The sequence below is a fragment of the Achromobacter sp. Marseille-Q4962 genome (genome assembly GCF_943737005.1).
Classification (GTDB): Bacteria; Pseudomonadota; Gammaproteobacteria; order Burkholderiales; family Burkholderiaceae_B; genus Achromobacter.
The window spans coordinates 69491-86509 of record NZ_CALSFU010000012.1 but is presented as its reverse complement, the minus strand read 5'-3'; the positions used below and the strand labels follow the sequence as shown (position 1 = coordinate 86509).

Here is a 17019-nt window from a genome sequence, read left to right as displayed (position 1 = left end):
CCGCCCCGATATCGGTAGTTCTACCTAGATTCCCTAAAATATCGGCCGACGCCACCCGCAAAGACAACATGGCCACCGCAAAACCCTCTGTCGTCCGTTCCAGCCTCACGCACCAGGTCTACCGCACCCTGCGCGACCGGCTGATGTCCGGGCGCTTCCAGCCCGGGCAGCGGCTGAAGATCGGCGAACTGGCCGCCGACCTCAACGTCAGCGAAACGCCGGTGCGCGAAGCCATCCTGCTGCTCACCAACGATGGCGCCATCGAAATGAAGGCGGGCTACTACTTCCTCACGCGCCGCCTGTCGCTGGCCGAGTACATGGAAATCCGCCGGCTGCGCCTGATGCTCGAGCCGGTGGCCGCGGTCGAGGCCCTGCCCCATGTCGACGAGGCTTTCATCGCCGAGCTCGAGCACATCCACGCCACGCTGATCCGCGCCGAGAAGGTGAAAGACTATCCGCAGGCGGTGCAATCCAACTTCGATTTCCATTTCGCCCTCTATCGCCGTTCGGGCATGAGCCAGCTCACCGACATTCTCGAGCGGCTGTGGATCCAGGCCGGCCCGCTCCTGAATTACCTTTATCCGCACGGGCATCCCACCTATCGCGGCGAGCACCAGCACCAGCGCATCATCACGGCCCTCAAGCAGGGCGACGCCAATGCGCTCGCGACGGCCGTCGAGCAGGACCTGATCGAGGGCGGCGAGAGGTTCGTCGCCTATCTCGAAACCATCGACGGCACCGAGCCCGAACCCATCAAGAAGTCCTCGACGAAATCGGTGCGCCGCAAGCCGCGCGGCTGAACGTTTTGCATCGCGCCCGCGGCAAAGGCTTTACCCTGCGTCAAAACATCATATATCATGTATCGTGTTCACGCCCGGCCCCTGCAACGCAACGACAGGAAAAAAAATGACCGCCACCTCCATGGTAGTAACTCCTGGCAGTAGCAGTGTTCTCGAAGACGCGCGGCTGCGCAGCCGCGCCGAAAAGGTGATTCCAGGCGGCATGTACGGCCACCTGAACGCCAGGCTGTTGCCGCCGGGGTATCCGCAATACTTCGCGCGGGCGCAGGGATGCCGGGTGTGGGATGTCGACGGCAGGGAGTTCGTCGATTTCATGTGCAGCTGGGGTCCCGTCATCGCGGGGCACCGGCATCCGGCCGTGGAAGAAGCGGCGCGCCGCCAGGCCCTGCAGGGCGACTGCATGAACGGGCCCACCGCCCGCCTGGTCGAGCTGTCCGAGCGCATGGTCGCGCTGCTGCCGCACGCGGACTGGGCGCTTTTCCAGAAGAACGGCACCGACGCCACCACCGCGGCGCTGACCATTGCGCGCGCCGGCACCGGCAAGCGCAAGATCCTGCTGGCCCGCGGCGCCTATCACGGCGCGGTGCCCTGGTGCAGCCCTTCCCTGGCCGGCGTCACCGCCGAAGACCGCGCCCACCTCATCTACTTCCGGTATAACGACGTCGAGAGCCTGGAGACGGCCGCGCGCGAAGCGGGCGACGACCTGGCCGCCATCCTGGTGTCGGCCTTCCGCCATGACCTCGGCCAGCCCCAGGAACTGCCGCGGGCCGCCTTCGCCCGGCGCGCGCGCGAGCTGTGCGACCGCGCCGGCGCGGCCCTGGTCATCGACGAGGTCCGCGCGGGTTTGCGGCTGTCGTTGCACGGCAGTTGGGAACCGCTGGGCGTGCGGCCGGACCTGTGCGCCTGGAGCAAAGCCATCGCCAATGGCTATGCGCTGGCGGCGGTGACGGGCAACGACGCCTTCCGCCAGGGCGCGCAGCAGGTCTACATCACCGGCTCGTTCTGGATGGGCGGCGTGGCCATGGCCGCGGCGCTGGCCACGCTGGACGTGCTGGAAAACGCGCAGGCCGTGCGGCATTTCGAGCAGATGGGGCAACGCCTGCGCGAGGGCCTGGCGCGCCAGGCGGCGCGGCATGGCGTGGGCATCAGCCAGACCGGGCCGGCGCAATTGCCGCTGGTGCTGTTCGACGACGATCCCGACTACGCCAAGGGCGCGCGCTTTGCGGCCGAGGCGCTCAAGGCAGGCATTTACCTGCACCACCGGCACAACATGTTCCTGAGCCTTGCCCACACGGCCCAGGACATCGACCTGGCGCTGCAGGTCACGGATCATGCCTTCTCGCGCCTGGCCGCGACCCTGTGAGGAACTTCCATGGAAGCACCGCTCTCTTTCGCCCCCACCCGCGACATCGCCGGACTCGGCCGCATCGCGCATACGCTGCGCAAGCAGGTCGTGCGCATGGTGGCCCGCACGGGCCAGGGCTATGTGCAGCAGGGCCTGGGGGCCGCCGATCTCTTCGCCGTGCTGTATTTCGCCGAGATGCGCGAGCAGCCGGACGCGCCCGGCTGGCCGCTGCGCGATCGCTTCATCCTGTCCACGGCGCACAACACCGCCATCTTCTACGCCACGCTGGCGGCGCGCGGCTATTTCCCGCCGGCGCAGCTCGACACGTACTGCGCCGACGGCTCGCCGCTGGAAATCAACGCATCCGAACGGCTCGGCCCCATGATCGAGGCCACCTGCGGCTCGCTGGGCCAGGGCCTGTCCGTCGGCGTGGGCATGGCCGCCGCCATGCAGCGTGCGGGGCGCGACAGCCCGGGGCGCGACAGCCGGGTCTACGTCATGCTGGGCGACGGCGAATTGCAGGAAGGCCAGGTCTGGGAAGCCGCGCTTGCGGCCGGCAACTGGAAGCTGGACCGGCTCTGCCTGATCATCGACGCGAACAACATGCAGGTGGAGGGCCACGTGGACCAGGTCCAGCCGCACGAACCGCTGGCCGACAAATGGCGCGCCTTCGGCTGGCACGTGCAGGACATCGACGGCAACGACATCGCCGCCATCCTGCAGGCCCTGGCGCAGGCGCGGGCCGTCCGCGGGCAGCCGCAGTGCATTATTGCGCGCACCCTGGTCGGCAAGGGCGCGCCTTCCCTGGAGGGCATACTCGGCCACAATCTGCGCCTGCCCGCGGAAGCGGCGCGGCTGGCGCTGGAGGAACTCGACGCGCTGGAGGCACAACAATGAGCAGCCCTATGCTGACCGTCAACGATTTCACCGACCGCTCCGGCAATGCCGCGACGCCCAAGCCCTACGGACAGGCCCTGCTGGAGGCGGCCCGGCGCGATCCCCGCATCGTTGCCCTGACGGCCGACCTGAGCGGCCCCACCGAGACCGATCTCATCCGCGACGCGCTGCCGGCGCAGTTCTTCCAGGCCGGCATCGCCGAGGCCAACATGGTCGGCATGGCCGGCGGCATGGCGCGCTGCGGCTGCATTCCTTTCGTCCACACCTTCAGCGTTTTCGCGACGCGGCGCGCGTATGACCAGGTGGCGATGCAGCTCGCCTACCCGAATCTCAACGCCAAGCTGGTCGGCTTCATTCCCGGCCTGGACACCCTGCTGGGCGTGAGCCACCAGGCCATCGACGACATTGCCCTCATGCGCGCCCTGCCGAACATGCGCATCATCGAGCCGGCGCCGGGCCAGACGGCCCAGGCGGTGGCCGAGGCGCTGGCGCACGAAGGGCCGGTCTATCTGCGGCTGGCCCGCGCGGGCGGCGGCGCCGGCAAGGCCGGCATTCCGGCGGCCAACGGCCTCGCCCGGCTGCGCGCCGGGCGCGACGGCCTGCTGCTGGCCTGCGGCCTGAGCGTGCCCGCCGCCCAGGCCGCCGCCGGGCAACTGCAAGAGCGCGGGCTGGACGTGGGCGTAATCGCCGTCACGCGGCTCAAGCCCCTGCCCGAGGAACTGCTGGCGCACGTGCTGGAAGCCGGCACGGTGCTCACCATCGAAAACCACTCCGTCATCGGCGGCCTGGGCGCGGCAGTCGCCGAGGCCATTGCGGAAAGCGGCCGGGCCGTGCGCTTCAAACGCATCGGCGTGCCCGACCGCTTCGCCTACGGCGCCAGCACGCCCTACCTCATGCGCGAGTTCGGCCTGGACGCGCCCGCGGTCGTGGAAGCCTTCCTCGCCCTGAAAGCGAGCTCGGCCGGCGGACGCGCTGACGCTTGAGCCGCGCGGCGCCCCGGCCGCCCTGGCGCCGCCCTCATTGCCCGGACGTGCCCTTGAATAGCGGCAAACGCAGCTCGATCCTGCGCAGCAGTTCGGCGGCGGCGGTGGACAAGGGCCGGCCCAGGCGCACCATCAGCTGCATTTCGGTCTGCCGCAACAGCGGGTGGTCGATGGGCACGTGCACCAGCGCCCCGCCGGCCGCCTCGGGAGGCTGGCCGATGTCGGCCATGAGCACGGCGCCGGCTCCGCTCAGGGCGTACTGGCGCAGCACGGCCAGCGAGTTGGTGGTCAGGGCCGGCGACAGGTGGATCTTTTCGCTGAATTCCAGCATGTCCACGATGCGGCGCAGGCCGTAGGGCAGCGTCATCAGCGCCAGGGGATACTTGACGAGCTCCTTCACCGCGATGGCCCGGCCCTTGCGCGCGAGCGGGTGGTCGGCGCGCACCAGGGCGCCGACCGGAATGATGTGCCGCGCGCGCACGCGCACTTCGGGATGCACGGGCGGATTGAAGGCCAGGCCGATGTGGGCGCGGTCGGTGCGCACGGCTTCGACCACCTCGTCCACCGAGGCGGTATTGATGGCCACGCGGATGTGGGGAAACTCCTTGCAGTAAGGGCCCAGCGCATGGGTCATCAGCGCCTCGATCATGCCCTCGCTCATGCTGATTTCCACGTAGCCGCGCCGCATGCCGCGCAGCTCCTGCAGGCGGGTTTCCAGGTGTTCGCGCTGGGCGCGGTAGCCGCGCAGGAATTCCTCCAGCATCTCGGCCGCATCGGTGGGCGCCAGGCCGCGCGGACGCCGCTCGAAGAGCGGCAGGCCGATTTCTTTTTCCAGCAACTGGATCTGGCGGCTGATGACCGAGGGCGACATGTCCAGTTTTTCGGCCGCGCCGCGTATCGAGCCGCAAACGATGACCTCGTGCATGTAGCGCAGCCGGGTCTGGTTGAGATCCTTCATGGCGGGGCCGCGCCGGGGTGCGCGTGCGTTGCTCAAAAGCGAACGATAAGTGATGAAAACGGTTGTTGTCTACAACACCATGGTCTGCGAGCATGGCGCCTGCTGCGTGCAATGCCATCAGGGCCACGGGCCCGACAATCACAAAGGGAAACTTGCATGAGTTTGAGCGCCACGTCCGCCCGCGCCTGCGGTGCGCCGGCATCCGCCGACCTCGATTCGGTCTATCGCAAGATCAGCTGGCGCCTGTTGCCGCTGCTGCTGCTCTGCTACACCTTCGCCTACCTGGACCGCGTCAATATCGGCTTTGCGAAGCTGCAGATGCAGGCCGACGTGGGGCTGTCCGATGCCGCCTATGGCCTGGGAGCCGGCATTTTCTTCCTGGGCTATGTGCTCTTCGAGATTCCCAGCAACCTGCTGCTGGTGCGCATCGGCGCGCGCAGGACGATCTGCCGCATCATGATCCTGTGGGGCCTGACCTCGGCCTGCATGCTGTTCGTGCGCGGCGAGTACAGCTTTTATGCGCTGCGTTTCCTGCTGGGCGTGTTCGAGGCCGGCTTCGCGCCGGGCATGATTTTCTACCTGACCTATTGGTACTCCGGCAAGCGCATGGCGACGGTGATGGCGGTGGTGATGTGCGCCGGCCCGATCGGCGGCATGCTGGGCGGCCCGCTGTCGGCGTGGATCATGACGCGGTTCAGCGGCGCGCACGGCATGGAAGGCTGGCAATGGATGTTCCTGGTGGAGGGTCTGCCCTGCGTGGCCCTGGGCGTGGCGGCGTTCCTGTGCCTGGCCGACAAGCCGGACGAGGCGCGCTGGCTCGCGCCGCGCGAGCGCGAGCTGCTTGCCGCGGACCTGCAGCCGCGCCATGCCGCCCAGGCCACGCACTCGTTTCGCGACGTGCTGCGCGACCCCGGCATCTACGCGCTCGCCATCCCTTATTTCTGCCTGATCAGCGGCATCTACGCGGTGAGCTTCTGGCTGCCCACGATGCTGCAGGCCGCGGGCGTGCGCGACACCATGGAAATCGGCATCTGGTCGGCCGCGCCGTATCTCGCCGCGATGGCGGCGATGTTTGCGCTGTCGCGCAGTTCCGACCGGCTGCGCGAGCGCCGCTGGCACGTGGTGGGCGCAGCCCTGGCTGCCGGCGCCGCGCTGGCGGGCGCGCTCGCCCTGCCCCAGCACTTTTCCGTTTCCATGACGCTGCTCGTTCTCGCCACGGCGCTGATGTGGGGCGCGTACACGGTATTCTGGGCCGTGCCCTCGCAACACCTGAAAGGCGCGGCCGCTGCCGGCGGCATCGCGCTCATCAACAGCATCGGGCTGCTGGGCGGCTTCGTCAGCCCGGCGCTGATCGGCTGGGCGAAGTCGGCCACGCACTCGCTCGACGCCGGCCTGTACGCCATCGCCGCCCTGCTCGCCGCCGGCGTGCTGCCCCTGCTTTTCACGCGGCATGCCCGCGTCCAAGGATGAATGCCATGAAGATACTGGTTGCCGGTTTCCAGCACGAAACCAACACGTTCGCGCCCACCCGGGCCGATTACGCAAATTTCGTCAACGGCGAGGGGTTCCCGGCCATGGCGCGCGGCGCCGACGTGCTGGCCTATGCCGACGTCAACATCCCGGCGGGAGGCTTCATCCGCACGGCGCGGGCAGACGGCCACCAGCTCGAGCCCGTGATCTGGGCGGCGGCCAGCCCTTCTGCGCATGTGACGCGCGAGGCGTTCGAGCGCATCGCGGGCGAGATCGTGGAAGCCGCCCGCACCCGCCGCTACGACGCCATCTACCTGGACCTGCACGGCGCCATGGTCACGGTGGACAGCGACGACGGCGAAGGCGAGCTGCTGACGCGTCTGCGCGCCGCCATCGGACGCGCCGTGCCCATCGTGGCGAGCCTGGACCTGCATGCCAACGTCACGGCCGCCATGCTGCGCGAAGCCACGGCGCTGGTGGCCTACCGCAGCTATCCGCACGTGGACATGGCGGAAACCGGCGAGCGCGCGTACCGCCTGCTGATCGATGCCGTGCGGGCCGGCGGCGCGCTGCGCACGCACGCGCTGCGCCTGCCCTTCCTGATTCCCATCAATGGCATGTGCACGATGCTGGAGCCGGCCAGGTCCGTCTACGAGGCGCTCGCGACGCTGGAGCGCGACGCGGGGCTGGCCTCGCTGTCGTACGCGCCGGGTTTTCCGGCCGCGGATTTTCCGGAATGCGGGCCGGTGGTGTGGGGCCATGGCGTGGACGTCGGCCGGCTGGAACGGGCAGTGGCCGAACTGTACGAACTGACGGTCAGGGCCGAGCCGCAGTGGGCCGTGCCGTTCCTCGCACCGGACGAGGCGGTGCGCCAGGCGCAGGAAATCGCGCGCGGGGCCGGCCGGCCCGTGGTCATCGCCGACACCCAGGACAACCCGGGCGCGGGCGGCGACTCCAACACCACCGGCATGCTGCGCGCCCTGATCGAGGCCGATGCGCAGGACGCGGCGCTGGGGCTGCTGTGGGACCCGGACGCAGTGCGCGAGGCAATGCGCGCCGGCGTGGGCAGCCGCGTCGCGCTGGCGCTGGGCGGCAGATCGGGCGTGCCGGGCGATGCGCCGCTGCGCGGGGAGTTCGTGGTGGAGCATCTGGGCGACGGCAAATGCCGCTTCGACGGCCCCATGATGCACGGCGTGCAGGCCAATGTGGGGCCCGTGGCCTGCCTGCGCACGGGCGGCGTGCGGGTGGTGGTGAGCTCGGGCAAGTCGCAGATGCTGGACCGCAACCTCTTTCGCACCGGCAACGTGCATCCTGAGCAGATGAAGATCGTGGTCGTGAAAAGCTCGGTGCATTTCCGCGCGGACTTCCAGCCCATCGCGGAAGAAGTGCTGGTGGCCAAGGCGCCCGGCCCCATGCAGGCCGACAGCGCCGACCTGCCCTGGACGCGGTTGCGGCCGGGCATCCGCACCCGGCCGATGGGCGAGCCGTTCGCGCCCGCCTGACGGCACCGGCCCGGGCCTTCCGGTTCCACCGGCCGCCGGCCCGGGCGTTCTCCCGGCTTCCCTCCGCGCGGGCCGGCGCTCAGAATGCCGGCTTGACCGTCTTCGAGGCTTCCACGAACCTGATGCGCGCGTAAGTCCAGGCGGGGTCGATGAGTTCCATCTTGACCTGGCTCAGGGTGAGCCGGGCCTGGTCGCTGTCGCAGCCCATGCCGGGGTTGGGGCTGGGCTTTTCGCACCATTGCATGGGGAGCTTGTTGGGCGCATTGGATTGCACGCCGTACTTGGCGAGCGCGGCCTCGGCCATGGCCTGGGAGTTCTGCTGCGACCAGGGCAACTCGTACCGGACCATGGACACGGCCAGCGGACGGCGCTTGTCCACGGGCACGCGGCCTTCGAAGTAGACCGCGAAGCGCATGCCGCCCTGCTCATAGGTGAAATAATCGGGCAGCTTGGTGTGCGTGACCGGGTTCTCGGATGGCAGGGGGTCCGGCTTGAACTGGCCGGGCGCGACCTTGAAGTGGCTCGCGGCGGCGGCCAGCGCCTCGTCGTAGGACATGCCGGTCCTGACCCCGGCGATATCCAGCGTGCGGGCGTCGACCGACCGGGGCTGGGCCGCCTGGACCGAGGCCGCCAGGGCCATGCCTGCGACGATGACGATGGAGGCCGCGCTTGCTCTGCTCATGATGTTCCTGCTGTGAGGGTTGGGACGGCCGAAATTCTAGTGTCCCGCGCCGGCCTGCGCCGGCGCATTTGTGACAGTACGTCAATCATCATGACGAAACCCGTCGACCGGCGGGAGCGCGGCCCGCCAGGGCGCTTGGGCTATCATGGCGCGAGGCACCGGCCCGTCCGTTGCATGCCCGTGTTGTTCATGGAAGCGCGCGCCGCGCTTTCTTCCCGGAGTCTTTTGTCTTGAGCGCCATTTTCCATTTCAGCCGCGGCACCGCGCCGCTCCTGATTTCCATTCCCCATCTCGGCAGCCAGATCCCCGACGACCTGCGTGCGCTCTATACGCCGCTGGCCCTGCAGTCGGGCGACACCGACTGGCACCTGGATACGCTGTACCGCTTCGCCGAATCGCTGGGCGCGTCGGTGCTGGGCGCGCGCTATTCGCGCTACGTCATCGACCTGAACCGCTCGCCGGAAGACGAAGACCTGTACCCGGGCCAGACCAAGACCGGGCTGTGCCCGCTGTACACCTTCCGCGGCGAGTCGCTGTACAACGACGCGGCCGCGCTCACCGACGCCGAACGCGCGCGCCGGCTGGAAACGTACTGGCGGCCCTACCACGCCCAGCTGCGCGCGGAGCTCGACCGCCTGCGCGCCGAACACGGCGCGGTGCTGCTGTGGGAGGCGCATTCCATCGCCAGCGTGCTGCCGCGTCTCTTCGAGGGCAAGCTGCCCGACCTGAATATCGGCACGTCCGCCGGGGCAAGCTGTGCGCCGCAGGTGCAGGACGCGATCCGCGCGCGGCTGCGGGCCTGCCCGGACTATACCTGGGCCATCGACGGCCGCTTCAAGGGCGGATACATCACCCGCCATTACGGCGCGCCGGCGGACGGCATTCACGCCGTGCAGCTGGAAATGTGCCAGTCCACCTATATGGACGAAACCTACCCCTACGCCTACCGGCCGGATCTGGCCGAGCGCGTCATTCCGGTGGTGCGGGATATGGTGGGCGGGGCGTTCGAGCAGGTCCGGGCGCTGGCGCGCCGCTGACGCGCGCCGTTGACGGCATGCGCCGCGGGACGGCCTGGACGGCCCGGCCGGGACGCGGCGCGCTCAGGCCGTTTCCGTCTCCACCTGCCAGGCGCCCGGGCTGCGCCCTTCTTCGGCCAGGAACTCCACCAGCGCCGGCAAGGCGGGGCGCATCGGACGGTCGGCGCGCACGCGCATGACGTAGCCCCATGAGCCCGGCATGCGCAGCCGCGGCGCCAGCGGCGTCAGCCGGCCGCTGGCGATTTCCTCGTCGATGAGCGGCGCGCGGCCCAGGGCAATGCCCACGCCGGCGGCGGCCGCGGCCACCACGGTGCTCAGGCCGCTGAAAACCAGCGGCTCCTGCCGCGCCTCGGGCGCCAGCCCCAGCCGCGCCGCCCAGGTGCGCCAGTCGGTTTCCGGGCTTTCGATGTGTTTTTCCTCCAGCCAGCGGTGGCGCAGGAAGACGCGCGGATCGTCGCGCTCGGCCGGCGCGACGAGCGCGGCGCTGCACACCGGCACCACGGTTTCGGTAAAGAGCGGAATATCGCCCGGCTCCGGGCCGCGCGGCCCGGAGCCGCGCACGTGCAGGAAGGCGAGGTCGATGTCTTGCGCCTTCCAGGCCGGATCCTGGCTGGCGTGCAGGTGGACCTGCACGTCGATGCCGGGATGCAATTCGATGAAGCGCCCGATGCGCGGGGCCAGCCACAGCGCGGCCAGCGACGGGTTGGCCGAGATGTTCAAGGTGTGGGTGCGGCGGTTGCGCGCGGCGTCGGCCCGCACGTTGCGGCAGGCGGTTTCGAGCAGCGCCAGCGCTTGCTGCACCGAGGACAGCAGGCGTTCGCCGGCCTCGGTGAGCTGCGCCCGGCGCAGCGTGCCGCCGCGGCGCAGCAGCGCCGCGCCCAGGTCGGCCTCGAGCGAGCGCAACTGGTGGCTGACGGCGCTCTTGGTCACGTTGAGCTCAACGGCGGCGCGGCTCAGGCTGCCCAGCCGGGCCACCGCCTCGAAGGCGCGCAGGGCCGCCAGGGGCGGCGTGCGTAAAGGGAGGTCGGGCATGGGTTGAGTTTATCTCAACGGCGGATTGAAAAAACATCGCTTTCGCAATACCGCCGCTTGGCCGAACATGCGGGCTTGGGAGCCGCGCGGGCGTGCGCGGCCCCGGGGAGAACCTCATGTATTTCGATTTCAGACTCTGGCGGCTGACGGCGGGCCTGCGCGGCGCCATGGCGGGCGGCATCGCGCTGGGCCTGCTGGCGCTGGGGGCCGGCATTGCGCGCTATGTGTTCCTGGGGCAGATGCTGGCCCGGGTGTTCGGCCATGCGCCCTGGCGGGAGTGGCTCGCCCCCGCGGCCGGCGTGGCGGCGATGGTGCTGCTGCGCGCGGCGCTGGACCACTGGCGCACCGTGGCCGCCAACCGTTGCGCGGCGCAGGTGCAGCAGACGCTGCGCGGCCGGCTGTACGACCGCATCGTCGCGCTCGGACCTGCCTGGTTCGCCCAGCGGCGCACCGGCGGCGTGATGCTGACGGTGGTGGACGGCGTGGAGCAGCTGCAGACCTTCTTCGGCCAGTACCTGCCCCAGCTCGCCATTTCTGCGGCCGCGCCGTTCGCCATTTTCGCGGTCATGGCCTGCTGGGACGTGCCGGTGGCGCTGGTGTTCCTGGCAGCCGCCCTCTTTGCCCTGGCCGGGCCCATGGCGGTGCACCGTCTCGACCGCAAGGCCAGCATGGCGCGCTCGCAGGCGCTGGACCGCTTCGGCGAGGAATTCCTGGACGCGGTGCAGGGCCTGCCCACGCTGAAGGCCTTCGGCCAGGGCAGGGCCTGGGGCCGCAAGCTCGCCGCCAAGGCGCGCGAACTGTCGCGCCACACGTTCTGGGTGCTGTCGGTGAGCCTGCTCACCCGCGGCATCAGCGACCTGGGCGTAGCCCTGGGCGCGGCCCTGGCGCTGGCGCTGGGCGCCTGGCGCGTCAGCGCGGGCGAGATGAGCCTGGAGGCGCTGCTCATCGTGCTGATGGCGGGCACGGAAATCTTCCGCCCGCTGCGCGACCTGCGCGCCGTGCTGCATCGGGGCATGTTGGGGCAATCGGCCGCGGCGAGCATCCACGCTCTGACGGACGCCGAGCCGGCCACGCCGGCGCCCGGCGGGCAAGAGCGCCCCGCGCGCCTGGAACCCTCCATCGAATTCGACGGCGTGGCGTTCTCCTATACGCCGGAGCGCCCGGCCCACCGGGATCTCACGCTGCGCATCGGCGCCGGCGAGCGGGTGGGCATCGTGGGCCCCAGCGGCGCGGGCAAGTCCACCATCGTGCGGCTGCTGCTGCGCGAGCGCATGCCGCAGCGCGGCGTCATCCGCATCGGCGGCCATGACATCGACACGCTGGCGCCCGATGCGCTGCTGTCGCAGATCGCGCTGGTGAACCAGGACGCGACGCTGTTTCACGGCACCATCGAAGACAATCTGCGCCTGGGCCGCCCCGATGCCAGCCGTGACGAACTGCGCGCCGCCGCCCGCGCCGCCAACATGGACGACTTCATCATGGCGCTGCCGGAGGGCTACGCCACACGGATCGGCGAGCGCGGCCTCAGCCTTTCGGGCGGGCAGCGGCAGCGCCTGGCCATTGCGCGAGCCCTGTTGCGCGACGCGCCCATCCTGATCCTGGACGAGGCGCTCTCGTCGGTAGACACCGAGAACGAGGCGCTGATCCAGCAGGCGCTGGACCGTCTCATGGCGGGACGCACCACGCTCATCCTGGCGCACCGCCTGGCCAGCGTGGTCGGCGCGGACCGCTGCCTGGTGCTCGACGGCGGGCGCGTGGTGGAATCGGGCTCCCACGCCGAGCTCATGCGCGCCCGCGGCCTGTACTACCGGCTCATGCACGAGCAGGAGCACGCCCAGGGCGCCGCGCCCGGCCTGCCCGACGCGGCGCCTGCTCCGGAAGAAGACAGCGCCGCCCGGCACGCGGACCGGCCGCCGCCCCGCGCGCTGAACGCCGACGCCGAACGGGTCGGCTGGCGCGGGGTGCTGGGCACGCTGCTGGCCGTGGTGCGCCCCTGGCGCGGCACGCTCATCGCCACCATCGCGCTGGGCGTGGGCCGGGTGGCGGCGTTCATCGGGGTGGGCGTGCTGAGCGCGCTGGTGGTGGCCGCCATGCGCGAGGGCGAAGACGCCTCGGGCCTGATCGCGGCGCTGCTGGCGGTGGCGCCGCTGGCGGCGCTCTTCCACTGGCTGGAATCCTGGCTGGCGCACGCCATGGCCTACCAGTTGCTGGCGGACATGCGCGTCAAGCTCTACGACAAGCTGGAGCGGCTCGCGCCGGCCTACCTGCTGCAGCGGCGCTCGGGCGATCTGGTGGCGCTGGCCACGCAGGACGTGGAAATGGTGGAGTACTTCTACGCCCACACCATCGCGCCGGCTATCGTGTCGGTGCTGGTGCCGGCCAGCGTGCTGGGTTTTCTCATCTATTACGACTGGCCGGTGGCGCTGGCGCTGCTGCCCTTCCTGGCCCACGCCCTGCTCTCGCCCGTGCGGGGCCGCCGCCGCATCGACGCGCTGGGCGCGCAGGCGCGCCAGGCGCTGGGCGAACTGAGCGCGCACGCCGCCGACACCATCCAGGGCCTGGCCGACCTGACCGCCTTCCAGGCCACGGGGCGACGGCGCGCCGAGTTCCTGCGCGTGGCGCAGGAATACCAGCGCCAGCGCCTGGACATCCTGCGCGACCTGTCGCGCCAGAACGCCTGGCTCGAAGCCGCGGCCGGTCTGGGCGGGCTGGCGGTGGCGGCAACGGGCGCGCTGCAGGTGAGCGCCGGCACCCTACCGGCGGGCATGCTGCCCCTGCTCGTGCTGGTCGCGCTGGCGACGTTCCTGCCGGTGTCGGAGATTTCGCAAGTCAGCCGCCAGCTCGCGGACACGGTCGCGGCCACGCGGCGGCTGCACGTGGTGAGCCACGAGCCCGAACCCGTGGGCGACGGCCCGCTGTCCGCGCCGCATGGGGCCCAGGGCCTGTCGCTGGCATTCGAGCGCGTGAGCTTCGCCTATCCCGGCGCGCATGGCGACACGCTGCGCGACCTGAGTTTCTCGGCGCCGGCCGGCGCCACCGTGGCGCTGGTGGGCGCATCGGGCGCGGGCAAGAGCACGGTGGCCAGCCTGTTGCTGCGGTTCTGGGATCCGCGCCGGGGCGCGGTGCGGCTGGCGGGCGCGGACCTGCGCGACCTGGCGCTGGACAGCCTGCGCGAACGGGTGGCGCTGGTGAGCCAGGACACCTATCTCTTCAACGACACGCTGGAGAACAACATCCGGCTCGCGCGCCCGGAGGCCAGCCCCGAAGCGCTGCGGCGGGCGATCGCGCAAGCCGCGCTGGAAGATGTCGTGCGCAGCCTGCCGCAGGGGCTGGCCACGCCGGTGGGCGAACGCGGCGTGCAGCTCTCGGGCGGCCAGCGCCAGCGCATCGCCATCGCGCGCGCTTTCCTCAAGAACGCGCCCGTGCTCATCCTGGACGAAGCCACCTCGCACCTGGACACGCTGTCCGAAATGCAGGTGCGCCAGGCCCTGGACACATTGATGCGGCATCGCACCACCCTGATCATCGCGCACCGCCTGTCCACCATCCGCGATGCCGACCTGATCCTGGTGCTGGACCAGGGACGGCTCGCCGAGGCGGGCACGCACGAGCAACTGCTGCGGCGCCGGGGCGTCTATGCCCGGCTGGCGAGCCGCCAGGCGGCGGCCCGCCCCGCCGCCGGCGTGCCGCCGTGAGGCGGGAGCCTCAATAGCGCAGATGCTCCTCGGTGCGCGTGTGGGCGCGCACCTCGGCATCGGTGAACCACACGCGCTTGCTGCCGAAGCCGGTATAGAGGTCGAACTGGTCGCGCGCATGCGGCGACGGCGCGCCGTCCGGCGCCACGAAGCCGCTCTGCCCCGGCGCCACCACATCCACCGCGCGCACCGACCGGCCATCGAAGACGGTCATGTTGTTTTCGGTGCCCCGGTTCTGGGTGGCATGAAAGCGCAGCACCGCGGCCGCATCGGCCTGCGGAACGCCGAGGAAGTTCTTGGGCGTGAACACCAGCGGCGCGGCCGGCGCCTTCCAGGCCGCCATGTCGGCGCCCAGCCGCTGCTTCAGGGCGGCCAGGGCATCGTCCAGCGCCGCCAGCGTCACCGCCTCCGGCCGCTCGCCATTGAAGAAATCGTAGCGTTGCGGCACGCCGGACGCCTGGCCCGCCAGCGCGTTGTACAGGATCTTGGCGCCGGCGGTCAGATTGAGCGAACCGCTGGCCGGGGCCTCGGGCGTGGGATAGCCGGTGGCGCTGTACCACTTGAAGAAATCGGCGGGCATTTCGTCGGCCAGCGTGCGCTCGAGCATGGCGCGCAGCCAGGCGTCCATCACCGCCGGCCCGGCGTTGTCGTAGTAGCCCGGCTCGCGCTCGCTGGTGTTCATGCCGTCCCAGGCCGCCAGCGCGGCCACCAGGCGCGCCCGCTCGTCGCCGGCGGGCAGGCCCGCCACCGCGCGCTGCAGGAACGGCAGGAAGTGGCGGCGGTTCACGTCGGCATAGCTGGTGGTGCGGATGAGATCCCACATCTGCTGCGGGCTCACTTTGCCGCCGTCGGCCGTCATGGCTTTCAGCCGGCTCTCGATTTCGGCATAGCGATCGGCCTGGCCCCACACGATGGCGAACAGATCGGTGGACGGATAGCCGCGCATGGGCTGGTTGTTCCAGTTGGCGATAAAGCCCTGGCGCGGGTTGTAGACCTGTGGATTGGTGGAGAAAGGCAGGATGCCGTCCCAGTCCATTTCACCCGTGCCGGGTACGGGCAGGCGCGGGTCGTGGCCGGGCTTGCGCCGCGGATAGAAGCCGGTGTGCGCGTAGCCGATGTTGCCGCGGTCGTCGGCGTAGTACCAGTTGATGGTGAGCGCGTGGCGCGCGGCTTGCCGCTTCCACTGCTCCCAGTTGCCCGACTGCGCCTTGCGCGTCCAGGCGATCAGCGATTGCAGTTCGTAGCCCTCCCAGGCGCGCGCCTTGGCGTAGGCCACGTGCCGGCTGTCGTCGAACTTCGCCACGATGCCGTGCGCCGTGCGGTACACGTCCATGAGCACCGGCTCGGCGCCCTTGACCGCGATGAGCTCGGTGCGCTTTTCCATGGTCTTCCACCGGCCGTTGTGCCAGTAGCGCGTGCGGTCGGCAGGGTCGAGCTTCTCGGCGTAGATGTCCACGTCGTCGCCGAAGCCGGCGGTGGAACCCCAGGTCACGTGCGCGTTGTGGCCGAACAGGATCGCGGGATAGGCGAAGGGCGTGTTGCCCGCCACGTCGAAGCCCGCGCCGTGCAGGCCGATGCCGTAGGTGTAGGCGGGATTCCACCAGCCGAACTGCGGGCCGTTGAGCAGGATGGAACGCGCGCCGCGCGCATGGTCGCGCCCCACGATCCACACATTGCTGGTGGTGGGAAAACCGGCGATGCCAGGCTGCCCCGATTGCGCGTATTGCGCCAGCACCAGCGCGCGCGCCTGGGCGGGCGGCGCGTCCACCACGCCGCGCGTGCGCGCGTCGCGCGCCACCCGTTCGAGCATGGGCGGCACGCCGTCGTAACGCGGCAGCGAATACGACAGCCGGCGCGGCGGCTCGGCCGCGCCGGGCCGGTAGACGCCCTCTTCCTCGGGCACGGTGGTCGGCGCGCGGCTGTCGGTCAGCCAGCGAAGCTGGTTGAAGATCCGCATGCCTTCGTCCTCGCCATGGCGGTCCCTGAGGGCGGTGAGCAGCGCCAGGTTGTCGATTTCGCTATTGGCGTCCGAGAAGCGGTTGGCCATGGTGCCCACGAAGACCATGGCCACGTCGTAGGCGGTCCAGTCGGCAGGCGCGAATTGCAGGTCGTTGAACTCCTTGGGCATCAACCGGCCGGGCTCGGCGCGCACGCGCGCGATCCAGGCGTTCATGCCGGCGGCGTAGCCGTCCAGGATCTGCCGGTCGGCCGGCGCCAGCGCGGCGAGCTGGCGCCGGATGCGCTCGGGCGAGAAATTGCCCCGAATGGACTTGTCGAAGGCCACCATCGAGGGGCCCAGCACTTCCGCGACCCGGCCCTGCGTGCTGCGGCGCGCCATCTCCATCTGGAACAGCCGGTCCTGGGCCACGGCGTAGCCATAGCCATAGAACAGTCCATACACGGTGCCGGCGTAGACGTGGGGCATGCCGTACTCGTCGCGGCGGATCGTGACCCGGCCCTGCGCCAGGCCGGCGGGCGCGCCCGCCGATGCCGCCGGACCGGCGTTTTCCCGGGCCTGGACGGCGCCGGGCGCGGCCGCCAGCGATACCGCCGCGCACAGCGCGGCGGACAACAACTGCTGCTTCATGTGTCTCTCTCCGTTTCTTCTGGTCCGCGCC

The 17019-nt window shown here is 70.4% G+C and carries 12 protein-coding genes; 8 read left to right on the top strand and 4 right to left on the bottom strand.

The features are described 5' to 3' along the window. The first annotated feature begins 68 nt into the window (after window positions 1–68). The 4 genes from NGJ44_RS12405 to NGJ44_RS12390 all read left to right on the top strand — a co-directional run bounded on the left by NGJ44_RS12405 (window position 69) and on the right by NGJ44_RS12390 (window position 4025). Window positions 69–800 carry a GntR family transcriptional regulator gene (locus tag NGJ44_RS12405; RefSeq protein WP_053243784.1) on the top strand — a complete coding sequence of 244 codons (732 nt, stop codon included), beginning with the start codon at window positions 69–71 and terminating at the stop codon, window positions 798–800. 106 nt (window positions 801–906) lie between these two features. After that, window positions 907–2163, top strand: coding sequence for an aminotransferase class III-fold pyridoxal phosphate-dependent enzyme (locus NGJ44_RS12400; RefSeq protein ID WP_251864096.1), 1257 nt, complete (start codon window positions 907–909; stop codon window positions 2161–2163). A 9-nt stretch (window positions 2164–2172) separates the two neighbouring features. Beyond that, window positions 2173–3042: a transketolase gene (locus NGJ44_RS12395; protein WP_251864095.1), complete on the top strand. Its 870-nt coding sequence runs from the start codon at window positions 2173–2175 to the stop codon at window positions 3040–3042. Further along, on the top strand, window positions 3039–4025 hold the full coding sequence (locus NGJ44_RS12390) for a transketolase family protein (protein WP_251864094.1): 987 nt from the start codon (window positions 3039–3041) through the stop codon (window positions 4023–4025). Before NGJ44_RS12395 ends, NGJ44_RS12390 begins: the two co-directional genes overlap by 4 nt. 34 nt (window positions 4026–4059) lie before the next feature. On the opposite strand, the gene NGJ44_RS12385 is transcribed toward NGJ44_RS12390, so the two are convergent. After that, window positions 4060–4983, bottom strand: coding sequence for a LysR family transcriptional regulator (locus NGJ44_RS12385; RefSeq protein ID WP_251864093.1), 924 nt, complete (start codon window positions 4981–4983; stop codon window positions 4060–4062). Window positions 4984–5139: 156 nt separating this feature from the next. Between NGJ44_RS12385 and NGJ44_RS12380 the strand changes: the two genes are divergently transcribed. Further along, window positions 5140–6453: an MFS transporter gene (locus tag NGJ44_RS12380; protein ID WP_251864092.1), complete on the top strand. Its 1314-nt coding sequence runs from the start codon at window positions 5140–5142 to the stop codon at window positions 6451–6453. 5 nt (window positions 6454–6458) lie between these two features. Then, a complete protein-coding gene (locus tag NGJ44_RS12375; RefSeq protein ID WP_251864091.1) occupies window positions 6459–7955 on the top strand; it encodes a M81 family metallopeptidase in 1497 nt (498 codons plus the stop codon). A gap of 79 nt (window positions 7956–8034) precedes the next feature. Here NGJ44_RS12375 and NGJ44_RS12370 read toward each other — a convergent pair whose 3' ends face one another. Next, window positions 8035–8637 (bottom strand): hypothetical protein, encoded by a 603-nt coding sequence (locus NGJ44_RS12370; protein WP_251864090.1) that lies wholly within the window; start codon window positions 8635–8637, stop codon window positions 8035–8037. 230 nt (window positions 8638–8867) lie between these two features. On the opposite strand from NGJ44_RS12370, the gene hutG reads away from it, so the two are divergent. Further along, window positions 8868–9674, top strand: coding sequence for an N-formylglutamate deformylase (hutG, locus tag NGJ44_RS12365; protein ID WP_251864089.1), 807 nt, complete (start codon window positions 8868–8870; stop codon window positions 9672–9674). Between the two features lie 63 nt (window positions 9675–9737). Here the strand turns inward: hutG and NGJ44_RS12360 are convergent, their stop codons facing one another. Next, window positions 9738–10706 (bottom strand): LysR substrate-binding domain-containing protein, encoded by a 969-nt coding sequence (locus NGJ44_RS12360; RefSeq protein WP_251864088.1) that lies wholly within the window; start codon window positions 10704–10706, stop codon window positions 9738–9740. 116 nt (window positions 10707–10822) lie between these two features. Between NGJ44_RS12360 and NGJ44_RS12355 the strand changes: the two genes are divergently transcribed. After that, window positions 10823–14401: an ABC transporter ATP-binding protein/permease gene (locus NGJ44_RS12355; RefSeq protein WP_251864087.1), complete on the top strand. Its 3579-nt coding sequence runs from the start codon at window positions 10823–10825 to the stop codon at window positions 14399–14401. 10 nt (window positions 14402–14411) lie between these two features. Here NGJ44_RS12355 and NGJ44_RS12350 read toward each other — a convergent pair whose 3' ends face one another. Next, window positions 14412–16988 (bottom strand): penicillin G acylase, encoded by a 2577-nt coding sequence (locus NGJ44_RS12350; RefSeq protein ID WP_251864086.1) that lies wholly within the window; start codon window positions 16986–16988, stop codon window positions 14412–14414. Between the last annotated feature and the right edge of the window lie 31 nt (window positions 16989–17019).